Genomic DNA, 18,990 nt, shown 5'->3' with positions numbered 1-18,990 from the left:
TGGTAAAGCCCGATCGGAGAAATGACGGATGACGAAGGCGATCATGCTGCAGGGGACAGGTTCCGATGTCGGAAAAACGGTATTGGTTGCCGGGCTCTGCCGTCTGTTCGCCAACAGGGGCGTGAGGGTCCGTCCGTTCAAGCCGCAGAACATGTCCAACAATGCCGCCGTTGCCGAGGATGGTGGCGAGATCGGCCGGGCGCAGTGGCTGCAATCGCTGGCGGCACGTGTGCCGTCCTCGGTGCATATGAACCCGGTGCTGCTGAAGCCGCAGTCGGAGACCGGCAGCCAGATCATCGTGCAGGGCAAGGTCTGGGGATATGCGAAGGGCAGGGACTATCAGGCGCTGAAGCCGCAATTGCTCGGCGCGGTGCTGGAAAGCTTTGCGACCATGCGCGCCGGAACCGATCTTGTGATCGTCGAGGGTGCCGGGTCGCCCGCCGAAATCAACCTCAGGCAGGGCGACATCGCCAATATGGGCTTTGCCATCCGCGCCAATGTGCCGGTGGTGCTGGTTGGCGATATCGATCGCGGTGGCGTCATCGCCTCGCTGGTCGGCACCTATCACATCTTGCCGGAAGAAGACCGGCGGATGATCCGCGGCTATATCATCAACAAGTTTCGCGGAGATGTCTCGCTGTTCGGCGCTGGGATCGAGGCCATCGGCAGCTTCACCGGTTGGCCCTGCCACGGCATCGTGCCCTGGCTGAAGGCGGCGGGCCGGTTGCCGCCGGAGGACTCCGTCGTGCTGGAGCGGCTGGCGCGCGGCTCCGACGGCGCGCTGAAGATCGCGGTTCCCGTTTTGCCGCGCATCGCCAATTTTGATGATTTCGATCCGCTACGCGCCGAGCCGGATGTCGATCTGGTCTTCGTTCGCGCTGGCGAGCGTCTGCCGGCGGATGCGGGGCTCGTGATCCTGCCTGGCTCGAAATCGACCATCGGCGATCTCATGGATTTGCGGACGCAGGGATGGGACCGGGATATCGCCGCTCATGTCCGGCGCGGCGGGCGCGTCATCGGCATTTGCGGCGGCTACCAGATGCTCGGCCGTATGGTTCATGATCCGCTCGGTATCGAAGGATCGGTGACGGAGACGCCGGGGCTCGGCCTGCTCGATGTCGAGACCGAGATGGCGCCGGAAAAGACCGTGCGCAACAGCACGGCTCAATCTGCGGAATATGACGCGCCGCTATCCGGCTATGAAATCCACCTTGGCGTGACACGCGGCAAGGATTGCGACCGGCCCTCGACCATGATCGACGGCCGGCCGGATGGCGCGCGCTCCGGCGACGGCCTGGTCATGGGCACCTATCTGCACGGGCTTTTCAGCAGCGATGCCTATCGGGCAAAGCTGCTGGCAAGCTTCGGCCTGAGCGGTGAGCGGATGAATTATCGCGCCAGCGTCGACACGGCGCTGGATGAGATTGCTGCGGAGCTGGAAGCGGTGCTTGATCCGGCCTGGCTCGACAGTCTCGCGGGCTAAAGCTCGCCGGAGACCTCGCGGCGGCGGCGGTCGAGTTCTTCGCTGTAGCGGCGCAGCGTATAGCTCTCGGTGAGCAGGCCGATCACGCGGCGCTCGATGAGGTCGTTGACCACCACCAGGGCTTCGCTTGCCGTCTGGTCGAACAAAGCGGCCGCCTGCTTGGCGTTCATCTGCGGCTGCAGGAAGTCGTTGCGGTGGCGGATGAAGTCGGCAAGGCCGTGTTGTTCGTCGTCTTTTTCGACCGGGCTCGCATAAATATCCGGCACCAGCACCATGCCGGCATATTTCTCGTCCTTGTCGAGTAGAATGACGCGCTGGGCCGAGCCGATCGGAAAATCGTGCCGAAACTCCTCGATGCTCATGTCCACATGTGCCGTGTGCACATCCGGGCGCATCATCCGCGCGACGGTGAGGTTGCGGATCCAGCCGACGTCATGGGCGCTGCGAATGCTTTCGCCACGCAGATGAAAACGCCAGGTGGCGAAGGAGTAGCCGAAGGTGGTGCGCACCACCAGCGACGAGGTGATGACGGCCGCCAGTACCAGCGCGGTGATCGGGAAATCGCCGGTGATCTCCAGCGCCAGGAAGGTCATGGTCAGTGGCCCGCCGATGATGGCGACCGCAAGCGAACTCATGCCCACGACGGCATAAATGACCGGCGTCAGCGTGGTATGGTCGAAATAGGGCGCGCAATAGGCGAAGATCTTGCCGAGCAGCGCGCCCATGAACAGCGAGGCAAAGAACAGGCCGCCCCTGAAACCGGAGCCGATCGAAACCGCGGAGGCAAGCGACTTCAGCAGGAGGAGGCTCGCCAGTCCCCATAGGGTGACTTCGCTGCCGAGGTTCAGGTGCAGCGCGCCGTGGCCGGCGGAGAGAACCTGCGGAGAGATCAGTGCCAGAAGGCCGACGACGAGACCACCGAGCGCCGGGCGAAAGGGTGGCGCGATCGAACTCTTGCGCGCCAGCTCCTCGATAAAGGCGACGCCCTGCATGATCAGGATACCGACGCCGGCGCAGAAGCCGCCCAGCAGGATGGCCGGGATGTAGTCGGCGGGAACCACGGCACCGAAGCGGCCGACATCGATGGCGAAGTCGTCGCCGGCAAGCAGGCGGGCGATGAAGGTCGAAATCAGCGCCGAGACGACAACCGGGGTCAGCGTCAGGATGGAATAGGTGCCGATGATCAGCTCGAAGGCGTAGAAGGCACCGGTGAGCGGCGCGTTGAAAGCGGCGGCAATGGCGCCGGCAGCACCACAGCCGACCAGCATCCGAAGATCGGCGCGGCGGAACTGCATCTTGTAGCCGAATTTCGAGGCGATGCCGGCGGCGAGCTGGGTATAGCCGGCCTCCAGCCCGACGGAGGCGCCGAAACCGTTGGAGATCAAGTTCTGGACGGCGACCAGAATGCTGTCGGTGAGCGACAGGCGACCACCGTGGAGCGCATTGGCCTCGATCGGGTCGACCATCGGCTTTTTGCGGGTGCGTGACATAATGAAGATCATCAGGCCGAGCAGGATGCCGCCGGCGATCGGGGCGATCAGCAGCAGCGACTTGTCGGTGATCTGCATGGCGGCCGAGCTCAGCCGGTCGTCGTCGGGGATGCCGTAGACCAGGCTGTGCAGCTCACGCGATATCAGGCTCATCGCCGTGACGGCACAGCCGGAGGTGACGCCGACGAAAGCGCCGGCAATGACGAGCCCAAGCTCGCCACGGCGAAAAAGCGCCCTCAGCCGGCTAGCGCTGAAAAAGGCGGAGAGAACACCGAGACGGCGCGGTTGAAATTTCTGCAACATGGGGAACTGACGATAGTTTCGTGCTCAGATGTATATACCTGGCTTCCATAAACTCCTAACATCAAACAATTACGGCAAAAAGACTGCGTAGCTAGCGGTTCTCAAGCCTTTTTCGCTGTTGGAACAGCCGATGTCGCGTCCGCCGCCTTGATTGACTTGACGGAGCCGAAAGCCTAATCATTGAGGCATAACGAATGGTTCCCGAGCGGCGATCTGCCGCATGGGATGAAAAGGGAATGTGAAGGGGCGGACCCAATTCGGGCGTTCTCATCACAGCCGACCCCGCGACTGTAGAGCGGTCAGGGTCTTCCATCCGATTTCGAGGGCATTTCGCTGACAGCCCGCAATGGTGCGGGCAAGCGGAAGCAGCTTTAGAACCGGAAAAAGCCACTGGCGTAGCGTCATGATCAACCAGGGCTGGACGCCTCTAATATCTACGAATCGTCCGCTTTTTCATGATGGTTTGCCGGGAAGGCGAGGAAGATCCGCTGGTGCATGAGCGGGGGCGACCGGTTTCGGTTCGCCTCCGCTTGCCGCACCTCACCCGCGAGCCAGGAGACCTGCCATGCGTACCGGGCGGAAAGCCTATCTTGGGACGCATGTCTCGTTGCCAGCACGGAGGTTGTCATGGCGTCAAACGAATTTTTCGCGCGTAAGCGCCTGCTTTTCGGTCTTAGCCGCGTTGCGCTGACCTGCGCTCTCGTATGGGAGCGACAATAGCCCATGCCATCCTCACTATCTAGCGCGGTCTTCGTCCTCGGCGGCGCGCGCTCTGGCAAATCCCGATTCGCCGAATCCCTGATCTCCGATACCGGCCTTGACCGTCATTATGTGGCGACCGGGCAGGCCTGGGACGACGAAATGCGCGACCGTATCGCCCAGCATCGAAACGACCGCGGCGATCTGTGGACGACGCATGAGGAGCCGCTCGATTTGACCGCGCGGCTGGCGGCGGTCGACGGTGATGGTCGTGCCATTCTCGTCGATTGCCTGACGCTCTGGGTCACCAACCTGATGATGGCCGAGCGTAATATCGCGGCGGAATTCTCCGCTCTCACCGAATTTCTGCCGAAGGCCAAGTCGCGGCTCGTTCTCGTTTCCAATGAGGTCGGGCTCGGCATCGTGCCGGAAAACCGCATGGCGCGCGAGTTTCGCGATCATGCCGGCCGGCTGCACCAGATGATCGCGGCGGCAAGCGCCGAAGTCTATTTTATCGCGGCGGGACTGCCGCTGAAAATGAAGGGTTGATCCGCATGAGCCAAGAAAAGATTCCCGCCACCGTCATCACCGGCTTCCTTGGCGCCGGCAAGACGACGTTGATCCGCAATCTGTTGCAGAACGCCGGCGGCAAGAAGATCGCCCTGATCATCAATGAATTCGGTGATCTCGGCGTTGATGGCGATGTGCTGAAGGGCTGCGGCGCGGAGAATTGCACCGAGGACGACATCATCGAGCTCACCAATGGCTGCATCTGCTGCACCGTCGCCGACGATTTCATTCCGACCATGACCAAGCTTCTGGAGCGCGACGTGCGCCCCGACCACATCGTCATCGAGACATCCGGCCTGGCACTGCCGCAGCCGCTGGTCGCCGCCTTCAACTGGCCGGATATCCGCACCCAGGTCACCGTCGATGGCGTCATCACCGTGGTCGATAGCGCCGCCGTTGCCGCCGGCCGTTTCGCCGATGATCATGACGCCGTCGAAGCCCGCCGTGTCGAGGACGATTCGCTCGATCACGAAAGCCCGATCGAGGAACTGTTCGAGGATCAGCTCACCTGCGCCGATCTCATCGTTCTCAACAAGACCGACCTGATCGACGTCACTGGCCTCGGCCGTGTCCGCGCAGAAGTCGCGTCACGCACCGTTCGCAAGCCGACGATTATCGAGGCGAAGAACGGCGATGTCCCCGCCGCCATCCTGCTTGGTCTCGGCATCGGCACCGAAGCCGATATCGCCAACCGCAAATCGCATCATGAACTGGAACATGAGGACGGCGCACCGCACGATCACGACGAGTTCGACAGCTTCGTCGTCGAGCTCGGCCCGATCGCCGATCCCACCTCGTTCATCGAAAAACTGAAGGGTGTGATTTCCGAACACGATGTCCTGCGTCTCAAAGGCTTTGTCGATGTGCCCGGCAAGCCGATGCGCCTGCAAATCCAGGCTGTCGGCAGCCGCATCGACTATTATTTCGACCGCGCCTGGACGCCGGGCGAAGCGCGCGCGACACGGCTGGTGGTGATCGGGCTGCATGAGATGGACGAAGGGATCGTGCGCAAGTCGATCGAGGCTTTGGTCTAAGGCGGACCCATGCATCTCCTCCTAGCGCAAAAGGGAACGATCAGCGACGGCGAGGAGGCGATCGATCTCGGTCAGTCGCCGGGCGATATCCTGTTCCTGTCGGCGGCCGATACCGAGCTTGCGGCGATCGCCGCCGCCCATAGGCGGGGAGAGGCCGGCTATTCGCTGCGGCTCGCGAGCCTGATGAGCCTCAAGCATCCGATGTCGGTCGATACCTATGTCGAGCGGACGGCGAGGCATGCAAAGCTGATCATCGTCCGCGCGCTCGGCGGCGCCAGCTATTTCCACTATGCGCTCGAGGCGCTGCATGCCTGTGCCGCGCGCAGTGGCGCTCTTATTGCGGTGCTGCCGGGAGATTCGAAGTCCGATCCGGGGCTGATGCCGTTTTCCAACATTGCGCTCGACGATCTCAATGCGCTGTGGGCCTACCTGATCGAAGGCGGGGATGCGAATTCGCGGGCGTTTCTTGGCTATGCCGAGGCCGTGCTGTCGGGGGCGGAGAAGCCGGCAACGGCATCACCGCTGATGAAGGCCGGGATCTGGTGGCCGGGCAGGGGCGTGATTGGGGTCGAGGAATGGAGAAGAACCTCCGAATTGGCAGTCCCAGGAGGACGCGAACCTCCGACCGTTGCCATCTCGTTCTATCGCGCGCTTGTTCAAAGCGGTGAAACCAAGCCCGTCGAAGCCTTGATCGAAGCCGCTATTGCCGAGGGCATGCGGCCGCTGCCGGTATTTGCCTATAGTCTCAAGGACCCGGTGTCGATCGGCATTCTGGAAAGCGTGTTCACCGAATTGAAGCCGGAGGTCGTTATCAACACGACCGGCTTTGCCGTCTCGGCGCCGGGTGCCGATCGCCAGCCGACCGTATTGGAGACAAGCGATTCCGTCGTGTTGCAGGCGATTTTTTCGGCTTCGTCGAGACAGGCATGGGAGGCGTCGTCGCAAGGGCTTTCAGCGCGCGATCTCGGCATGAACGTGGCTTTGCCCGAAGTGGATGGGCGTGTGCTTGCCCGCGCTGTCTCGTTCAAGGCGGCGGCGCGTTATGATGATCGAGTGGAAGCCAATATCGTTGGTAGCGAGCCGGCTGAAGACCGCATGCGCTATACGGCGCGGCTTGCCGCCAATTGGGCGCGACTGCGCGGGACGCCGCCGCTGGAACGGCGTGTGGCGCTGGTCATGGCGAACTATCCGAACCGGGACGGACGGCTTGGCAACGGCGTTGGGCTCGACACACCAGCGGGTACGATCGAGGTGCTGAGAGCGATGCGGACGGCCGGTTATCCGGTCGCCGATCTCCCCGGTGATGGCGATGCGCTGATCCGGCATCTGATGGACGGGCCGACCAATTCGGGTCACGATGGCAAGGTCGTTCGCGAGACGTTTTCCTTAAGTGAATACAAATATTTCTTCTCGTCTCTTCCGATAAAGATTCAGGACGAGATCGTTGCCCGTTGGGGTGGTCCCGAGAGCGACCCCTATGTTCGCGACGGCGTTTTCGCACTGCCCTTCACCCGCTTCGGCGAGGTGCTAGTCGGTATCCAGCCGGCGCGCGGCTACAATATCGATCCCAAGGAAAGCTATCATTCTCCGGATCTGGTGCCGCCGCACGGCTATCTCGCTTTCTATGCGTTCCTACGCCAGTCCTTCGGCGCCCATGCCGTCATCCATATGGGTAAGCACGGTAATCTCGAATGGCTGCCGGGCAAGGCCCTGGCGCTGTCGGAGGCCTGCTATCCCGAAGCGATCCTCGGGCCTTTGCCGCATCTCTATCCCTTCATCGTCAACGATCCCGGCGAGGGAACGCAGGCCAAGCGCCGCACGAGCGCCGTGATCATCGACCACCTGACGCCGCCTTTGACCCGTGCTGAAAGCTACGGTCCGCTGAAGGATCTCGAAGCGCTGGTGGATGAATATTACGAAGCTTCTGGCGGCGATCCGCGCCGTATTCGCCTGTTGCGCAAACAGATCCTCGATCTCGTCGCGGATATCGGCCTCGACCAGGATGCGGGCATTGCCAAGGGAGAAGGCGAAGACGAGGCGCTGAAGAAGCTTGACGCCTATCTCTGCGATCTCAAGGAAATGCAGATCCGCGATGGGCTGCATATCTTTGGTGTCTCGCCGACAGGTAGGCTGCTCACCGATTTGACCGTCGCTCTGGCGCGTGTGCCGCGTGGTTTGGGTGAGGGTGGTGATCAGAGTTTGCAGCGGGCGATTGCCCGGGATGCGTTGAGGTCAGAAAATGCGGAGGGTGCGATACCCCCCTCTGTCACTGACGTGACATCTCCCCCTCAAGGGGGGAGATCGTCTAATCGCGGCGCTTCCTCGTATCAAACAGACATCGAATCTGTTGACGCTGTGCGTCACGGTTTGGGAGAGCGGAGCGGCATACTCCCACCGATCTCCCCCCCTGTGGGGGAGATGTCAGCAAAGCTGACAGAGGGGGGTATCCCTCCGCGCAAGCCGTTCGACCCGTTGGATTGCGACATGGCTGCCGAATGGACCGACCAACGCCCCGACATTCTCGCCGATATTTCCGACGATCCCTGGCGCACCCAGGGCGATACCGTCGAGCGCATCGAACTTCTCGCCGCCAAATTCGTCTCTGGCGAAATCGCATGCCCCGAGGACTGGCCCCACACGCGCGCCGTTCTCGCCGAAATCGAAACCCGCTTGAAACCCTCGATCCTTGCCTGCGGAGATGCCGAAATCTTCGCCCTGATGAAGGGCCTTGATGGTCGGTTCGTGCCCCCTGGTCCTTCCGGTGCGCCGACGCGCGGCAGGCCGGATGTGCTGCCGACGGGACGGAATTTCTATTCGGTCGACAGCCGCGCCGTGCCGACGCCGGCGGCCTATGAGCTTGGCAAGAAATCGGCCGAGCTGTTGATCCGCCGCTATGTGCAGGATCACGGCGAATGGCCGGTTTCGTTCGGGCTGACGGCCTGGGGTACGTCGAATATGCGTACCGGTGGCGACGATATTGCCCAGGCGCTGGCGTTGATCGGCGTCAAACCGGTCTGGGATATGACCTCGCGGCGGGTGACCGGCTACGAGATTATTCCGCCCGCTCTGCTGCGTCGCCCGCGCGTCGATGTCACGCTGCGCATTTCCGGCTTCTTCCGCGATGCTTTTCCGGAGCAGATCGCGCTGTTCGACAAGGCGGTCCGTGCGGTCGGCGCGCTGGAGGAGGATGCGGTGGACAATCCGATTGCGGCGCGGATGCGCGGCGAGATCGTGCGGCTTGAGGCGGCGGGACTGGATCAGGTCTCGGCCAGCCGGCGTGCCGGTTATCGCATCTTTGGCTCCAAGCCGGGCGCTTATGGCGCCGGGCTGCAAGCGCTGATCGACGAGAAGGGCTGGGAGCGGCGCGCTGATTTGGCGGAAGCCTATCTCGTTTGGGGCAGCTATGCCTATGGGGCAGGCGAAGACGGCAAGGCCGAGCGCGGCGTGTTCGAGGAGCGGCTGCGCTCGATCCAAGCTGTCGTGCAGAATCAGGACAATCGCGAACACGATTTGCTTGATAGCGACGACTACTATCAGTTTGAAGGTGGCATGGCGGCGGCGGCGGAGCAGCTCGCCGGCGCGCGCCCGTCGATCTATCACAACGACCATTCCCGGCCGGAAAAACCGGTCATCCGCTCGCTGGAAGAGGAGATCGGCCGGGTCGTTCGCGGCCGGGTCGTCAATCCGAAATGGATCGATGGTGTCATGCGCCATGGCTACAAGGGTGCCTTCGAGATTGCCGCGACGGTCGACTACCTCTTCGCCTTCGCGGCGACGACGGGCGCAGTGCGCAACCATCATTTCGAAGCCGTCTATCAGGCTTTCGTCGTCGATCAGAAAGTGCGCGACTTTATGGCCGAAAAGAACCCGGCTGCGCTTCGAGAAATGAAGGAGCGCCTGCTGGAAGCCATCGATCGCCAGCTCTGGACGCCGCGCAGCAATTCTGCCCGGTTCGATCTGGAGGCTCCCGTGCGGGGCAAGGAGGCCGTAGCGTGAGCGAGGCCGGCGATCTTCTTCAGGCTTTCCATGACTACGTTGTTTCGCGGAGTGATCCCTTACTGCGGCGTTTCATCGAAGGCTTCGATTGGCGGATGGACGAGCGGCTGCTTGCTGCACGTCGGCTGCCTGTTCTGGACTATCTCAATGGGCTCCAGCAGCCTGCCAACGTCGCCGAGGGTGAGTTGTTTTCCAGCCTCTCGGATGCTGCGAGCGCTCTGCATTGGGGGCAGACCTACAGCATTGCGGATTTCGGCGTGGATTTCCTCCAGAGATACGGCTGGGTCGAGCTGTTCGGTACACGCGGTCACTTCGTCAGCGATGATATGGCCGGCGGTTTTCTTCTGCTCGGGCCGGATATCCACTATCCGGATCACCATCATACGGCCGAGGAAATCTATATTCCGCTGACCGACGGGGCGCTGTGGAGCAAGGACGGTCAACATTTTCTGCCGCGCTGGTCCGGCGAGATCATTCATCATCCCTCGGACATCCGCCATGCGATGCGGACCGAGAAGACGCCGCTGGTGGCGCTCTACCTCTGGCGAGGCGGACCGCTGGCGCAGAAATCCATCATTTCAGGGAGAGCAAAATGAGCGAAGAAATAGCCGAAACCGGCACGGACGCACCGAGGAACGACGACGCCCGCCATTCCGACAAGATGGCCAAGAAGAAGGCCGCGCGTGACAAGATCATGGCGACGAAGACCGACGAGAAGGGTCTGATCATCGTCCATACCGGCAAGGGCAAGGGCAAATCGTCCTCCGCCTTCGGCATGATTTTCCGGCATATCGCCCATAAGAAGCCATGCGCCGTTGTGCAGTTCATCAAGGGCGCGATGTGGACCGGCGAGCGGGATCTGATCGAGACGCATTTCTCCGATATCTGCCAGTTCCACACGATGGGCGAGGGCTTCACCTGGGAGACGCAGGATCGCGCCCGCGATGTGGCGGCGGCCTCTGCCGCCTGGGAAAAGGCCAAGGAATTGATCCGCGACGAGCGGAACTCCATGGTGCTCCTCGACGAGATCAATATCGCGCTGCGTTATGACTATCTCGATATCAACGAGGTGGTGGAATTCCTGAAGGAAGAAAAGCCGCACATGACGCATGTCGTCCTGACCGGCCGCAATGCCAAGGAAGAGCTGATCGAGATCGCCGATCTCGTCACCGAGATGGAACTGATCAAGCATCCCTTCCGCTCCGGCATCAAGGGACAGCCGGGCGTCGAGTTCTGATTGCGGGAGTGACGTGTTTCAGCCGACCGATGTCATCTCCCTTAACAGATCAGCCGTCGGCTGATCCGCTGGGAAGAAGGATTCGATTGCCAGTTCCGACAGGGTGACATCGACTGGTGTGCCGAAAACGGTGGTTGTGGAGATAAAGGAGAGGCGCCCTGCATCGGTGGTGAGTTCGAGGGGCACGGCAATGCCGGCATAGTCCCTGTCGGTCGGATTAGGCCTCTGTGCTGGCGGAGCGGGATAGGCTGCAAGTTCCTTCAGCAATGCCGCGAGGATGGGATCACCGGTTGCGGCAATCTGCTGGCGCAGGCGCTCCAGCAAATGGGCGCGCCATTCCGCAAGGTTGAGGATGCGGGGCGCGAGGCCGCCCGGATGCAGGCTCAGCCTGAGTACATTCACCGGCGGTTTGAGCAGCGAGATGTCGGCGACGCCGGATAGCAGGGGCGCAAGGGCAGCGTTTGCGGCGATCAGCGTCCAGTGTCGATCGATCGCCAATGCCGGAAAGGGTTCGTGGCCCTTCAGCACGAGGTCGATGGCCCGGCGTGCCGGGGCAAGCGCCGGGTCGTCCAGCGAGCGCTCCGGGAAAACCGGCGCGAAGCCGGCAGCCAGCAGCATCGGATTGCGGTCGCGCAGAGGTACGTCGAGGCGTTCGGCAATATGCATCAGCATATCGCGGCTCGGAAGCGCGCGCCCGCTCTCTATGAAGCTGAGATGCCGTTGCGATATCTCCGCTTCGAGGGCGAATTCGAGCTGGCTCAAACGGCGGCGCTGCCGCCATTCGCGCAGGTAATCGCCGAGAGAGCGGGCGGGCATCATCATGCCGCTGCCGGCATCTGGTCGATGAAACCATGCACGGCTTTCAGCCGTTCGCCGTCGAGAATGGCGAAGTCCGTGCCCTTGACCAGCGCTTCGCCGCCGGCCGGGCCGAGATCCCAGGAAAAACGGATATTGTCGCCATGGCGATCGGGGGAGCCGGAGAGTTTGAAGCGGAAACCGGGGAAGCGGTCATGAACGGCAGCGATCAGCGCATCGATTTGCTCACGGCCTTCGCCGTGCATCAGCGGATCGATGTAGGTGCAGGATTCCGTCCATGCTTGGCTGATAAGCGCGCGCCGGCGTGTGGCATCTGTTTCGTTCCAGACGGCGATATAGCGTTCGGCAATGGTTGTCGCATCGGTCATCGGTCATCTCCTTTGGATCGCCTGAACCGTTCAGGCAGGGCGATCATGGGTGAGCCCGCAAGCAGTATCAATTACGTCTCAGGTAATCAAAGCCGCGATATTAGAAACCGATCCAGAGACGGACTGGATTGGTCGGATCGGCCAGCAGCTTGATGGCGAAGGCGATGCAGACGATGACCAGCAGCGGCTTGATCAGCCGCGCGCCGATGCGCATGGCGAGCCGCGAGCCGACTTGCGCGCCGAGGAACTGGCCGAAGCCCATGACAATACCGACTTTCCAGAGGATGGCGCCGGAGAAGATGAAGACGATCAGGCCGCCGAGGTTCGAGCCGAAATTCAACAGCTTGGTATGCGCCGTCGCCTTCAGCAGGCCGAAGCCGGCGAGCGTGACGAAGGCGAGCATCAGGAACGAACCCGTGCCGGGGCCGAAGGCGCCGTCGTAGAAGCCGATCAGCGGTACCAGGGTGATGCCGAAGAGGCCAGCGCTCATGCGGCGATGTTTTTCGATATCGTTGAGATTGGGCTTGAAGGCGAAATAGAGGGCGATCGCGATCAGCAGGAACGGCAAGATGATGCGCAGGACATCGCCGGGCATGATTGTCGCCAATGCTGCGCCCAGCATGCCGCCGATCACGGCCATCAATGCCATCGGCAATTGCTCGCGAAGTTGCACATGGCCCTGGCGGGCATAGGCGATGGTCGCGGAGGCCGCGCCGCAGATCGACTGCACCTTGTTGGTGCCAAGCGTCTGCAGCGGCGGAATGCCGGCAAGCAGCATGGCGGGCACAGTGACCAATCCGCCGCCACCGGCGATCGAATCGACAAATCCGGCGAAGAAGGCGGCGGCAAAGAGCAGAAGTAGCAGATGAAGGGTAATATCTGGCAAGGCGGGAACTCGGCGGCATGAAATCGAGGCGCCTTCTTGCACTCCAGATGCGTCAAGGCAATTGCCGATGGGACACATTGCGCGAAATTGACGGGCAGCGGATGGCTGGGTAAATGTGTGTGACCATAACCACCGCCGCCCGGGAGTGACTATGACAACCTATTCCAATTCTACTCGCCGCTACCTCCTTGGCTTGGGTTGTGAGCGCGGTACGGATTGGAACGATGTGCGCCTGCTTGCCGAGCGCGCCATGCGAGAGATCGGGATAGGGACCGACCAGATCCTCGCGGTCGTCTCGATCGATACGCGGATGAATGAGCCGGCGATGCTGGAGGTCGCCACGCATTTCCGCCTGCCGCTGCGGTGTTTCACTGTTGCGGCACTGGAGCGGGAGACACCTCGTTTGAAGAATCCGTCCGAGCTCGTCTTTGCCCATATCGGTTGCCATGGGGTCGCCGAGGCGGCTGCATTGGCTGCGGCAGGACCCGATGCGGAGCTTGTCGTTCCCAAAATCAAATCCAGTTTTGCCACGGCGGCGATTGCGAAAATCGGCTGAGCGTTGATGCCGTCGAGCACATCTCGAAAATGACCGGTGAGGCATCGGTGAGGCATTTCGCCTGCCGTGGTTCTGATGTATTCGAGTAGCCCGAAAGCAAGATCCCCGGCAATACGATGCCATTTTTCGGCGATATCAAGCTTGATCAGAATGTTCGTAAGGAAATCTCATGCATAAGGTAATTTACGATACGGATCCTGGCGTCGATGACGCCATGGCGCTTCTCTTCCTGCACCGTCATCCGGATATCGATCTTCTCGGTGTCACCACGGTGTTCGGCAATGCTTCAGTCGATACAACAACGCGCAATGCGCTATTCCTGAAGCGTGAGTGGAGCATTCCGTGCCCCGTTGCCCGCGGCGCTAGCGTCACGTTCGATCCCTCGCGGGAGGAGCGGCCGTGGCCGACCTTCGTGCACGGCCATAATGGTCTTGGTGATATCGAGGTGCCGCAGACGATCGATCTGCCGACTGATCCGCGTCCGGCCTATCAGTTCATCATCGATACCGTCCGCGCCAATCCGAGCGAGGTGAGACTGGTTGCCGTCGGCCGTATGACCAATCTGGCATTGGCGCTGAAGCACGATCCGGAGATTGCCAAGCTGGTCAAGGATGTCGTCATCATGGGCGGCAATTTCTATATTCCGGGCAATGTGACGCCGGTGGCGGAAGCCAATATCCATGGCGATCCGGAAGCGGCCGATCTGGTGATGACCGCCGATTGGAAGGTCGTTGTCGTCGGTCTCGACGTCACGGCAGTCACAACGATGAGCCGCACCTATCTTGGTGACATGGCGAAATCTGGCGGTCCGTCCGTGCAGCTTCTGTCGGACCTGTCGCAATCCTATATCGATTTCTACGGCCATATCGTCGAAGACGGCATGATGGTGCACGATAGCTGCGCCTGCGTCTATGTCGTGGCGCCGGAGCTGTTTGATACGATCGAGGGTTCGGTGCGTGTCGTCTGTGGCGGCATTGCCGACGGCCAGACGATCGTCAAGCCCAACGGCCGGCATTTCCCGGCGAACGCATGGGACAATCTGCCAAGCCAGATCGTCTGCACCGGTATCCGTTCGCAGGCGACGATCGACCTGATCCGTGATGTGATTCTCGGCAAGTGAGCCGCTGAAGTCAGCCTCGGAGAGGGCGGCGATGCTACCCTCTCCGAGGTTTTTGGGTTCACAAGTTTGTTTATTTGATAATATTATCAAGTTGTTGTGCGTGCCTTATGACAACTTGAGTCAAAGACCTAAAGCGTTGAATCGGATTTTCTTTCGTCGTCGTCGGGAAAACGAATAGCGCGCGGTTGCCAGCATCCGGATCCGCTTTGATTTATCATTCCATCGAGGAAACGGGAGGCTCGCCATCGCCGCCTTATCCCGTTCTCAAGATTGCAATTTTGGCTATCCGGGCATAGGACAGATGGGATGAACGATACCGCATTTTCCAATCTGCCGGCGCTGGAGCCGGGCTCCGTCTGGCTCGTTGGCGCCGGACCGGGCGATCCCGGGCTGCTGACATTGCTGGCGGCCAAGGGATTGGCGGAGGCGGACATTATTGTGCACGATGCGCTCGTCAACGAGGATTGCCTGAAGCTCGCCCGTCCTGGCGCCGCACTCGAATATGCCGGCAAGCGCGGTGGCAAGCCGTCCGCCAAACAACGGGACATTTCGCTGCGTCTTGTCGAGCTGGCGCGTGCGGGGAAACGCGTGCTGCGGCTGAAGGGCGGCGATCCCTTCGTGTTCGGGCGAGGTGGAGAAGAAGCGCTGATGCTGGTGGAGCACGGCATTCCCTTTCGCATCGTTCCGGGCATTACCGCCGGGATCGGCGGTCTTGCCTATGCCGGCATTCCCGTTACCCACCGAGACGTTAATCACGCCGTTACCTTCCTGACGGGTCATGATTCCTCCGGCCTCGTGCCGGATGCGATCAATTGGGAGGCGATCGGCAAGGGTTCGCCGGTTATCGTCATGTATATGGCGATGAAGCATATCGCCCAGATCAGCGCCAATCTCATCGCCGCTGGCCGCTCGGTCGACGAGCCGGTGGCTTTCGTGTGCAATGCCGCAACGCCTGCGCAACAGGTGCTGGAGACCACGCTCGGGCGCGCCGAGGCGGATATCATCGCATCCGGCCTGGAGCCGCCGGCGATTGTTGTCGTCGGCGATGTGGTGCGGCTGCGGCCCTCCCTCGATTGGCTGGGCGCTTTATCCGGACGCAAACTCCTGCCGGCAACGGAGATGCGGGCGGGTGGCGGTCGCAAGGTGCCGGCATGAGCGGCCTGCTGATCGCAGCACCGTCCTCGGGCTCTGGCAAGACCACGATCACGCTTGGCCTGCTCAGGGCGCTGCGGAAGAAGGGGATCGCGGTTGCGCCGGGCAAGGCCGGTCCCGATTACATCGATCCCGCCTTTCTTGCCGCGGCCGCCGGTTCGCCCTGTCTCAATTTCGATCCCTGGGCCATGCGCCACGAATTGATTTCCGCCAATTCGGCACTGCACCGTACTGGCGGGCGGATGCTGGTCATCGAAGCCATGATGGGATTGTTCGATGGCGCGGCGGATGGTTCCGGCACACCGGCCGATCTTGCCGCTTTTCTCGGGCTCTCCGTCGTGCTGGTGGTCGATGTCTCGCGCATGTCGCATTCAGTTGCCGCCCTTGTCAGTGGCTTTGCCAATTTCCGCACCGATATCCGCGTCGCCGGCGTCATCCTCAACCGGGTCGGCAGCGACCGGCATGAGACGATGCTGCGCCGGGCGCTGGAAGCGGTTCGTATCCCCGTCGCCGCTGTTATTCGCGCCGACAAGGGGCTGACCTTGCCGGAGCGGCATTTGGGGCTGGTGCAGGCGGGAGAACATGCAGGGCTGGAAGACTTCATCGAATATGCGGCGGAGACCTTGGACAAGGTCTGCGATTTCGGATTGCTGCTGCGCGCAGCACAGCAGCATGTGGTCCGGCCCTCGGTCGCTAATATTGCCCGGCTGATGCCGTTCGGCCAGCGGATCACTGTCGCGCGCGATATCGCTTTCGCCTTCAGCTACGAACATATGCTGCTCGGCTGGCGCCGGCGCGGCGCGGAGATTTCGTTCTTCTCGCCGCTGGCCGATGAGGCGCCGGCGGCGGATGCGGATGCCATCTATCTGCCCGGCGGCTATCCCGAACTGCATGCGGGCAAGCTTGCGGCTGCAGCCCAGTTCCGTGACGGGATGAAGGCCGCGGCGGCGCGAGGCGTGCGGATCTATGGCGAGTGCGGCGGTTATATGGTGCTCGGCGAGGGATTGGTGGATGCCACCGGCACGCGCCACGCGATGCTCGGCCTACTGCCGGTCGTCACCAGTTATGAGAAGCGTCAACGTCACCTCGGCTACCGGCGTGTGACGCCGCTTGCGGGGTCTTTCTTCGAGCGGCCGATGACGGCGCATGAGTTTCACTATTCGACTATCGTCTCGGAAGGTGAGGCTGATCGGCTCTTCGCGGTCACGGATGCGCTCGGCGTCGACCTCGGTACGGCGGGCCTGCAGCGTGGCAATGTCGCGGGGTCCTATATGCATCTGATCGACCTTGCCGGTGACGGCGCGTGACGGACAGGATCGCACATGGCGGCGGTATTACTGCTGCGGCGCGTCTCCATGGCGGACGACCGGAAGATTGGCTCGACCTGTCGACCGGTATCAATCCCAATCCGGTCCCATTGCCCGATATCCCCGTTTCCGCCTGGCACCGGCTGCCGGATCAACATCTGTTGGAGCGGGCGCGGGAGGCGGCGAGAGGCTATTATCGCAGCGGCGATATCCTGCCGCTGCCGGTTCCCGGCACGCAATCGGTCATTCAGCTTTTGCCACGGCTTGCGCCAGTCGGCAGCGCTACGATCCTCTCGCCGACCTATGGGGAATATGCCCGAGCCTTTAGGCTGGCCGGATTGCCGTTGAACGAAGCCACCGAGATCAATGATGTCACCGACGGCAATGACCTTGTCGTGGTCGTCAATCCCAACAATCCGGATGGCCGACGACTGTCCGTCGATCGGCTGCGGGAATTGCATGATCGACTGCGCGAGCACGGCGGCATATTGGTGGTTGATGAGGCGTTCGGGGACATGGAGCCGGAGTGCAGCCTTGCGCCTTATGCTTCCTTGATGCCGAACCTCGTTATTTTCCGTTCTTTCGGCAAATTTTTCGGCCTCGCTGGCCTGCGCCTTGGTTTCGTCATCGCGGAAGCCTCTATCCTCGCGCGTTTCGAGGATTGGCTCGGCCCTTGGGCGGTCTCCGGGCCGGCGCTTTCACTGGCCGCTTCCTTGATGACCGGCGACACGACCACTATTCGCAACCGCATCCTCGACCGCCGTTCGGCGCTGGACATTATTCTTCGCCGTGCCAAACTCGATGCAGCCGGTGGCACGGGGCTATTCGCTCTCGTTATCGACGAGCGGGCAAGCGACATATATGCGCATCTCTGCCGTCATCATATTCTTGTCCGTAAGTTCGATTATGCGCCGAATTGGCTGCGTTTCGGTCTTGCCCCGGACGAGGAGGCCGACCGCAGGCTGGCCGGAGCGCTGGAGGCTTATTCGATATGATCATCGACGAACACTTGCTCATCCTCATTCTGGCACTGCTGCTGGACCGTATCATTGGCGATCCGGACTGGCTCTGGCAGCGTCTGCCGCACCCTGTCGTGCTGTTTGGCAAGGCGATTTCCTTTTTCGACCGCCATTTCAATGCGGTGCATCTGCCGGATCTGACACGTCGCCGCAATGGCGTGATGTCGATCGTCGCGCTGCTGTTCGGCGCGGCCGTCGCAGGCTGGGCCGTTCATGGGCTGTTTGCCTTTTTCGGCTGGTTTGGCCTTCTGGTCGAGGCGGGACTGGTGGCGATATTCCTGGCGCAGAAGAGCCTCGCAGATCATGTCGGCGAGGTGTCGAGCGCGCTGCGCAGCGAGGGATTGGAAGGCGGACGCCGCGCGGTGTCGCGCATCGTCGGCCGGGATCCGGAGACCCTGGATGAACCGGGCGTTTGCCGCGCCGCGATCGAAAGCCTTGCGGAGAATTTCTCCGATGGCGTCGTCGCGCCGGCGCTCTGGTATGGCGTTTTCGGCCTGCCGGGCCTGTTCATTTACAAGATGCTGAATACCGCCGATTCGATGATTGGCCATAAATCCGAGACCTATATCGATTTCGGCTGGGCCGCCGCCCGGCTGGACGACGTTGCCAACTGGCCGGCCGCGCGGCTCTCGATCCTGCTGATCGCCGCCGGCGCGCTCGTCAAGAAGGGGCTTTCGGCGCTCGGCAATACGATCCGCGTCGCGGTCCGCGATGGCGGGCTGCATCGCTCGCCGAATTCCGGCAGGCCAGAAGCGGCGATGGCCGGCGCCCTGGATATCCAGCTTGCCGGACCGCGCGTCTATGGCGGCGAAATCGTGCGCGAGCCGATGATCAACGGTTCCGGCCGGGATACGGCCACCGTCAGCGATGTCGAGGCAGGCATCTCGATCTTCTATTCCGCCTGCTCGATGTTGACGTTCCTTGCTTTCGTGGGTTTCCTGCTGCTGCTTTGAT

Annotated in this window: 16 protein-coding genes and 1 riboswitch; of the genes, 12 read left to right on the top strand and 4 right to left on the bottom strand. The window is 61.8% G+C overall.

The genetic code is table 11. The annotated features are described in order from the left end of the window. Nucleotides 1-28 precede the first annotated feature (28 nt). Nucleotides 29-1,483: a cobyric acid synthase gene (locus tag EX00_RS06875; RefSeq protein WP_047455411.1), complete on the top strand. Its 1,455-nt coding sequence runs from the start codon at nucleotides 29-31 to the stop codon at nucleotides 1,481-1,483. On the opposite strand, the gene EX00_RS06870 is transcribed toward EX00_RS06875, so the two are convergent. Beyond that, nucleotides 1,480-3,276: a chloride channel protein gene (locus EX00_RS06870; RefSeq protein ID WP_047455409.1), complete on the bottom strand. Its 1,797-nt coding sequence runs from the start codon at nucleotides 3,274-3,276 to the stop codon at nucleotides 1,480-1,482. The two genes, EX00_RS06875 and EX00_RS06870, sit on opposite strands and share 4 nt — an antisense overlap. A 178-nt stretch (nucleotides 3,277-3,454) precedes the next feature. Next, nucleotides 3,455-3,858: riboswitch (cobalamin riboswitch) on the top strand. A gap of 141 nt (nucleotides 3,859-3,999) precedes the next feature. On the opposite strand from EX00_RS06870, the gene cobU reads away from it, so the two are divergent. From cobU to cobO, 5 genes are read left to right on the top strand one after another with little or no spacing between them, the layout of a single operon-like run. After that, nucleotides 4,000-4,524, top strand: a complete 525-nt coding sequence (gene cobU / locus EX00_RS06860) for a bifunctional adenosylcobinamide kinase/adenosylcobinamide-phosphate guanylyltransferase (RefSeq protein ID WP_047455405.1) — start codon at nucleotides 4,000-4,002, stop codon at nucleotides 4,522-4,524. Nucleotides 4,525-4,529: 5 nt separating this feature from the next. Beyond that, on the top strand, nucleotides 4,530-5,579 hold the full coding sequence (gene cobW, locus EX00_RS06855; protein ID WP_047457537.1) for a cobalamin biosynthesis protein CobW: 1,050 nt from the start codon (nucleotides 4,530-4,532) through the stop codon (nucleotides 5,577-5,579). A 9-nt stretch (nucleotides 5,580-5,588) separates the two neighbouring features. Beyond that, nucleotides 5,589-9,575 (top strand): cobaltochelatase subunit CobN, encoded by a 3,987-nt coding sequence (gene cobN, locus EX00_RS06850; protein ID WP_047455403.1) that lies wholly within the window; start codon nucleotides 5,589-5,591, stop codon nucleotides 9,573-9,575. After that, complete coding sequence (locus EX00_RS06845; RefSeq protein ID WP_047455401.1) at nucleotides 9,572-10,171, top strand: dimethylsulfoniopropionate lyase; 600 nt, start codon at nucleotides 9,572-9,574, stop codon at nucleotides 10,169-10,171. Before cobN ends, EX00_RS06845 begins: the two co-directional genes overlap by 4 nt. Then, complete coding sequence (cobO, locus tag EX00_RS06840; protein ID WP_047455399.1) at nucleotides 10,168-10,812, top strand: cob(I)yrinic acid a,c-diamide adenosyltransferase; 645 nt, start codon at nucleotides 10,168-10,170, stop codon at nucleotides 10,810-10,812. The genes EX00_RS06845 and cobO overlap by 4 nt, the downstream gene beginning before the upstream one ends. 18 nt (nucleotides 10,813-10,830) lie before the next feature. Here the strand turns inward: cobO and EX00_RS06835 are convergent, their stop codons facing one another. The 3 genes from EX00_RS06835 to EX00_RS06825 all read right to left on the bottom strand — a co-directional run bounded on the left by EX00_RS06835 (nucleotide 10,831) and on the right by EX00_RS06825 (nucleotide 12,882). After that, nucleotides 10,831-11,634, bottom strand: a complete 804-nt coding sequence (locus EX00_RS06835) for a helix-turn-helix domain-containing protein (protein WP_047455397.1) — start codon at nucleotides 11,632-11,634, stop codon at nucleotides 10,831-10,833. Further along, nucleotides 11,631-11,996, bottom strand: a complete 366-nt coding sequence (locus EX00_RS06830; protein ID WP_047455395.1) for a nuclear transport factor 2 family protein — start codon at nucleotides 11,994-11,996, stop codon at nucleotides 11,631-11,633. The genes EX00_RS06835 and EX00_RS06830 overlap by 4 nt, the downstream gene beginning before the upstream one ends. Nucleotides 11,997-12,096: 100 nt before the next feature. Further along, entirely contained in the window at nucleotides 12,097-12,882 is a 786-nt protein-coding gene (locus EX00_RS06825) for a TSUP family transporter (RefSeq protein ID WP_047455392.1), read from the bottom strand. A gap of 151 nt (nucleotides 12,883-13,033) precedes the next feature. Between EX00_RS06825 and EX00_RS06820 the strand changes: the two genes are divergently transcribed. The 6 genes from EX00_RS06820 (at nucleotide 13,034) to cbiB (ending at nucleotide 18,989) form a co-directional block, all read left to right on the top strand. After that, nucleotides 13,034-13,438 (top strand): cobalamin biosynthesis protein, encoded by a 405-nt coding sequence (locus EX00_RS06820; protein WP_047455391.1) that lies wholly within the window; start codon nucleotides 13,034-13,036, stop codon nucleotides 13,436-13,438. Nucleotides 13,439-13,607: 169 nt separating this feature from the next. Further along, a complete protein-coding gene (locus tag EX00_RS06815; RefSeq protein WP_047455389.1) occupies nucleotides 13,608-14,558 on the top strand; it encodes a nucleoside hydrolase in 951 nt (316 codons plus the stop codon). Nucleotides 14,559-14,864: 306 nt separating this feature from the next. After that, on the top strand, nucleotides 14,865-15,713 hold the full coding sequence (gene cobA / locus EX00_RS06810; protein ID WP_047455387.1) for a uroporphyrinogen-III C-methyltransferase: 849 nt from the start codon (nucleotides 14,865-14,867) through the stop codon (nucleotides 15,711-15,713). Next, on the top strand, nucleotides 15,710-17,017 hold the full coding sequence (locus EX00_RS06805) for a cobyrinic acid a,c-diamide synthase CobB (RefSeq protein WP_047455385.1): 1,308 nt from the start codon (nucleotides 15,710-15,712) through the stop codon (nucleotides 17,015-17,017). Before cobA ends, EX00_RS06805 begins: the two co-directional genes overlap by 4 nt. Beyond that, nucleotides 17,014-18,012: a threonine-phosphate decarboxylase CobD gene (gene cobD / locus EX00_RS06800; RefSeq protein WP_047455383.1), complete on the top strand. Its 999-nt coding sequence runs from the start codon at nucleotides 17,014-17,016 to the stop codon at nucleotides 18,010-18,012. The genes EX00_RS06805 and cobD overlap by 4 nt, the downstream gene beginning before the upstream one ends. Beyond that, on the top strand, nucleotides 18,009-18,989 hold the full coding sequence (gene cbiB, locus EX00_RS06795) for an adenosylcobinamide-phosphate synthase CbiB (RefSeq protein ID WP_047455381.1): 981 nt from the start codon (nucleotides 18,009-18,011) through the stop codon (nucleotides 18,987-18,989). Before cobD ends, cbiB begins: the two co-directional genes overlap by 4 nt. Nucleotide 18,990: the final 1 nt, after the last annotated feature.

Origin of the sequence: Martinezella rhizogenes, assembly GCF_000799715.1 — a bacterium.
Lineage (GTDB): Bacteria > Pseudomonadota > Alphaproteobacteria > Rhizobiales > Rhizobiaceae > Rhizobium > Rhizobium rhizogenes_C.
Note: the sequence above shows the minus strand (reverse complement) of the source record. Positions and strands in the feature narration are given on the sequence as shown.

Excerpts from the sequence above, each read along its gene's own strand:
- EX00_RS06875 (WP_047455411.1), top strand. The coding sequence starts at position 29 with ATGACGAAGGCGATCATGCTGCAGGGGACAGGTTCCGATGTCGGAAAA.
- EX00_RS06870 (WP_047455409.1), bottom strand. The coding sequence starts at position 3,276 with ATGTTGCAGAAATTTCAACCGCGCCGTCTCGGTGTTCTCTCCGCCTTT.
- cobU (WP_047455405.1), top strand. The coding sequence starts at position 4,000 with ATGCCATCCTCACTATCTAGCGCGGTCTTCGTCCTCGGCGGCGCGCGC.
- cobW (WP_047457537.1), top strand. The coding sequence starts at position 4,530 with ATGAGCCAAGAAAAGATTCCCGCCACCGTCATCACCGGCTTCCTTGGC.
- cobN (WP_047455403.1), top strand. The coding sequence starts at position 5,589 with ATGCATCTCCTCCTAGCGCAAAAGGGAACGATCAGCGACGGCGAGGAG.
- cobO (WP_047455399.1), top strand. The coding sequence starts at position 10,168 with ATGAGCGAAGAAATAGCCGAAACCGGCACGGACGCACCGAGGAACGAC.
- EX00_RS06835 (WP_047455397.1), bottom strand. The coding sequence starts at position 11,634 with ATGATGATGCCCGCCCGCTCTCTCGGCGATTACCTGCGCGAATGGCGG.
- EX00_RS06830 (WP_047455395.1), bottom strand. The coding sequence starts at position 11,996 with ATGACCGATGCGACAACCATTGCCGAACGCTATATCGCCGTCTGGAAC.
- EX00_RS06820 (WP_047455391.1), top strand. The coding sequence starts at position 13,034 with ATGACAACCTATTCCAATTCTACTCGCCGCTACCTCCTTGGCTTGGGT.
- EX00_RS06815 (WP_047455389.1), top strand. The coding sequence starts at position 13,608 with ATGCATAAGGTAATTTACGATACGGATCCTGGCGTCGATGACGCCATG.
- cobA (WP_047455387.1), top strand. The coding sequence starts at position 14,865 with ATGAACGATACCGCATTTTCCAATCTGCCGGCGCTGGAGCCGGGCTCC.
- EX00_RS06805 (WP_047455385.1), top strand. The coding sequence starts at position 15,710 with ATGAGCGGCCTGCTGATCGCAGCACCGTCCTCGGGCTCTGGCAAGACC.
- cbiB (WP_047455381.1), top strand. The coding sequence starts at position 18,009 with ATGATCATCGACGAACACTTGCTCATCCTCATTCTGGCACTGCTGCTG.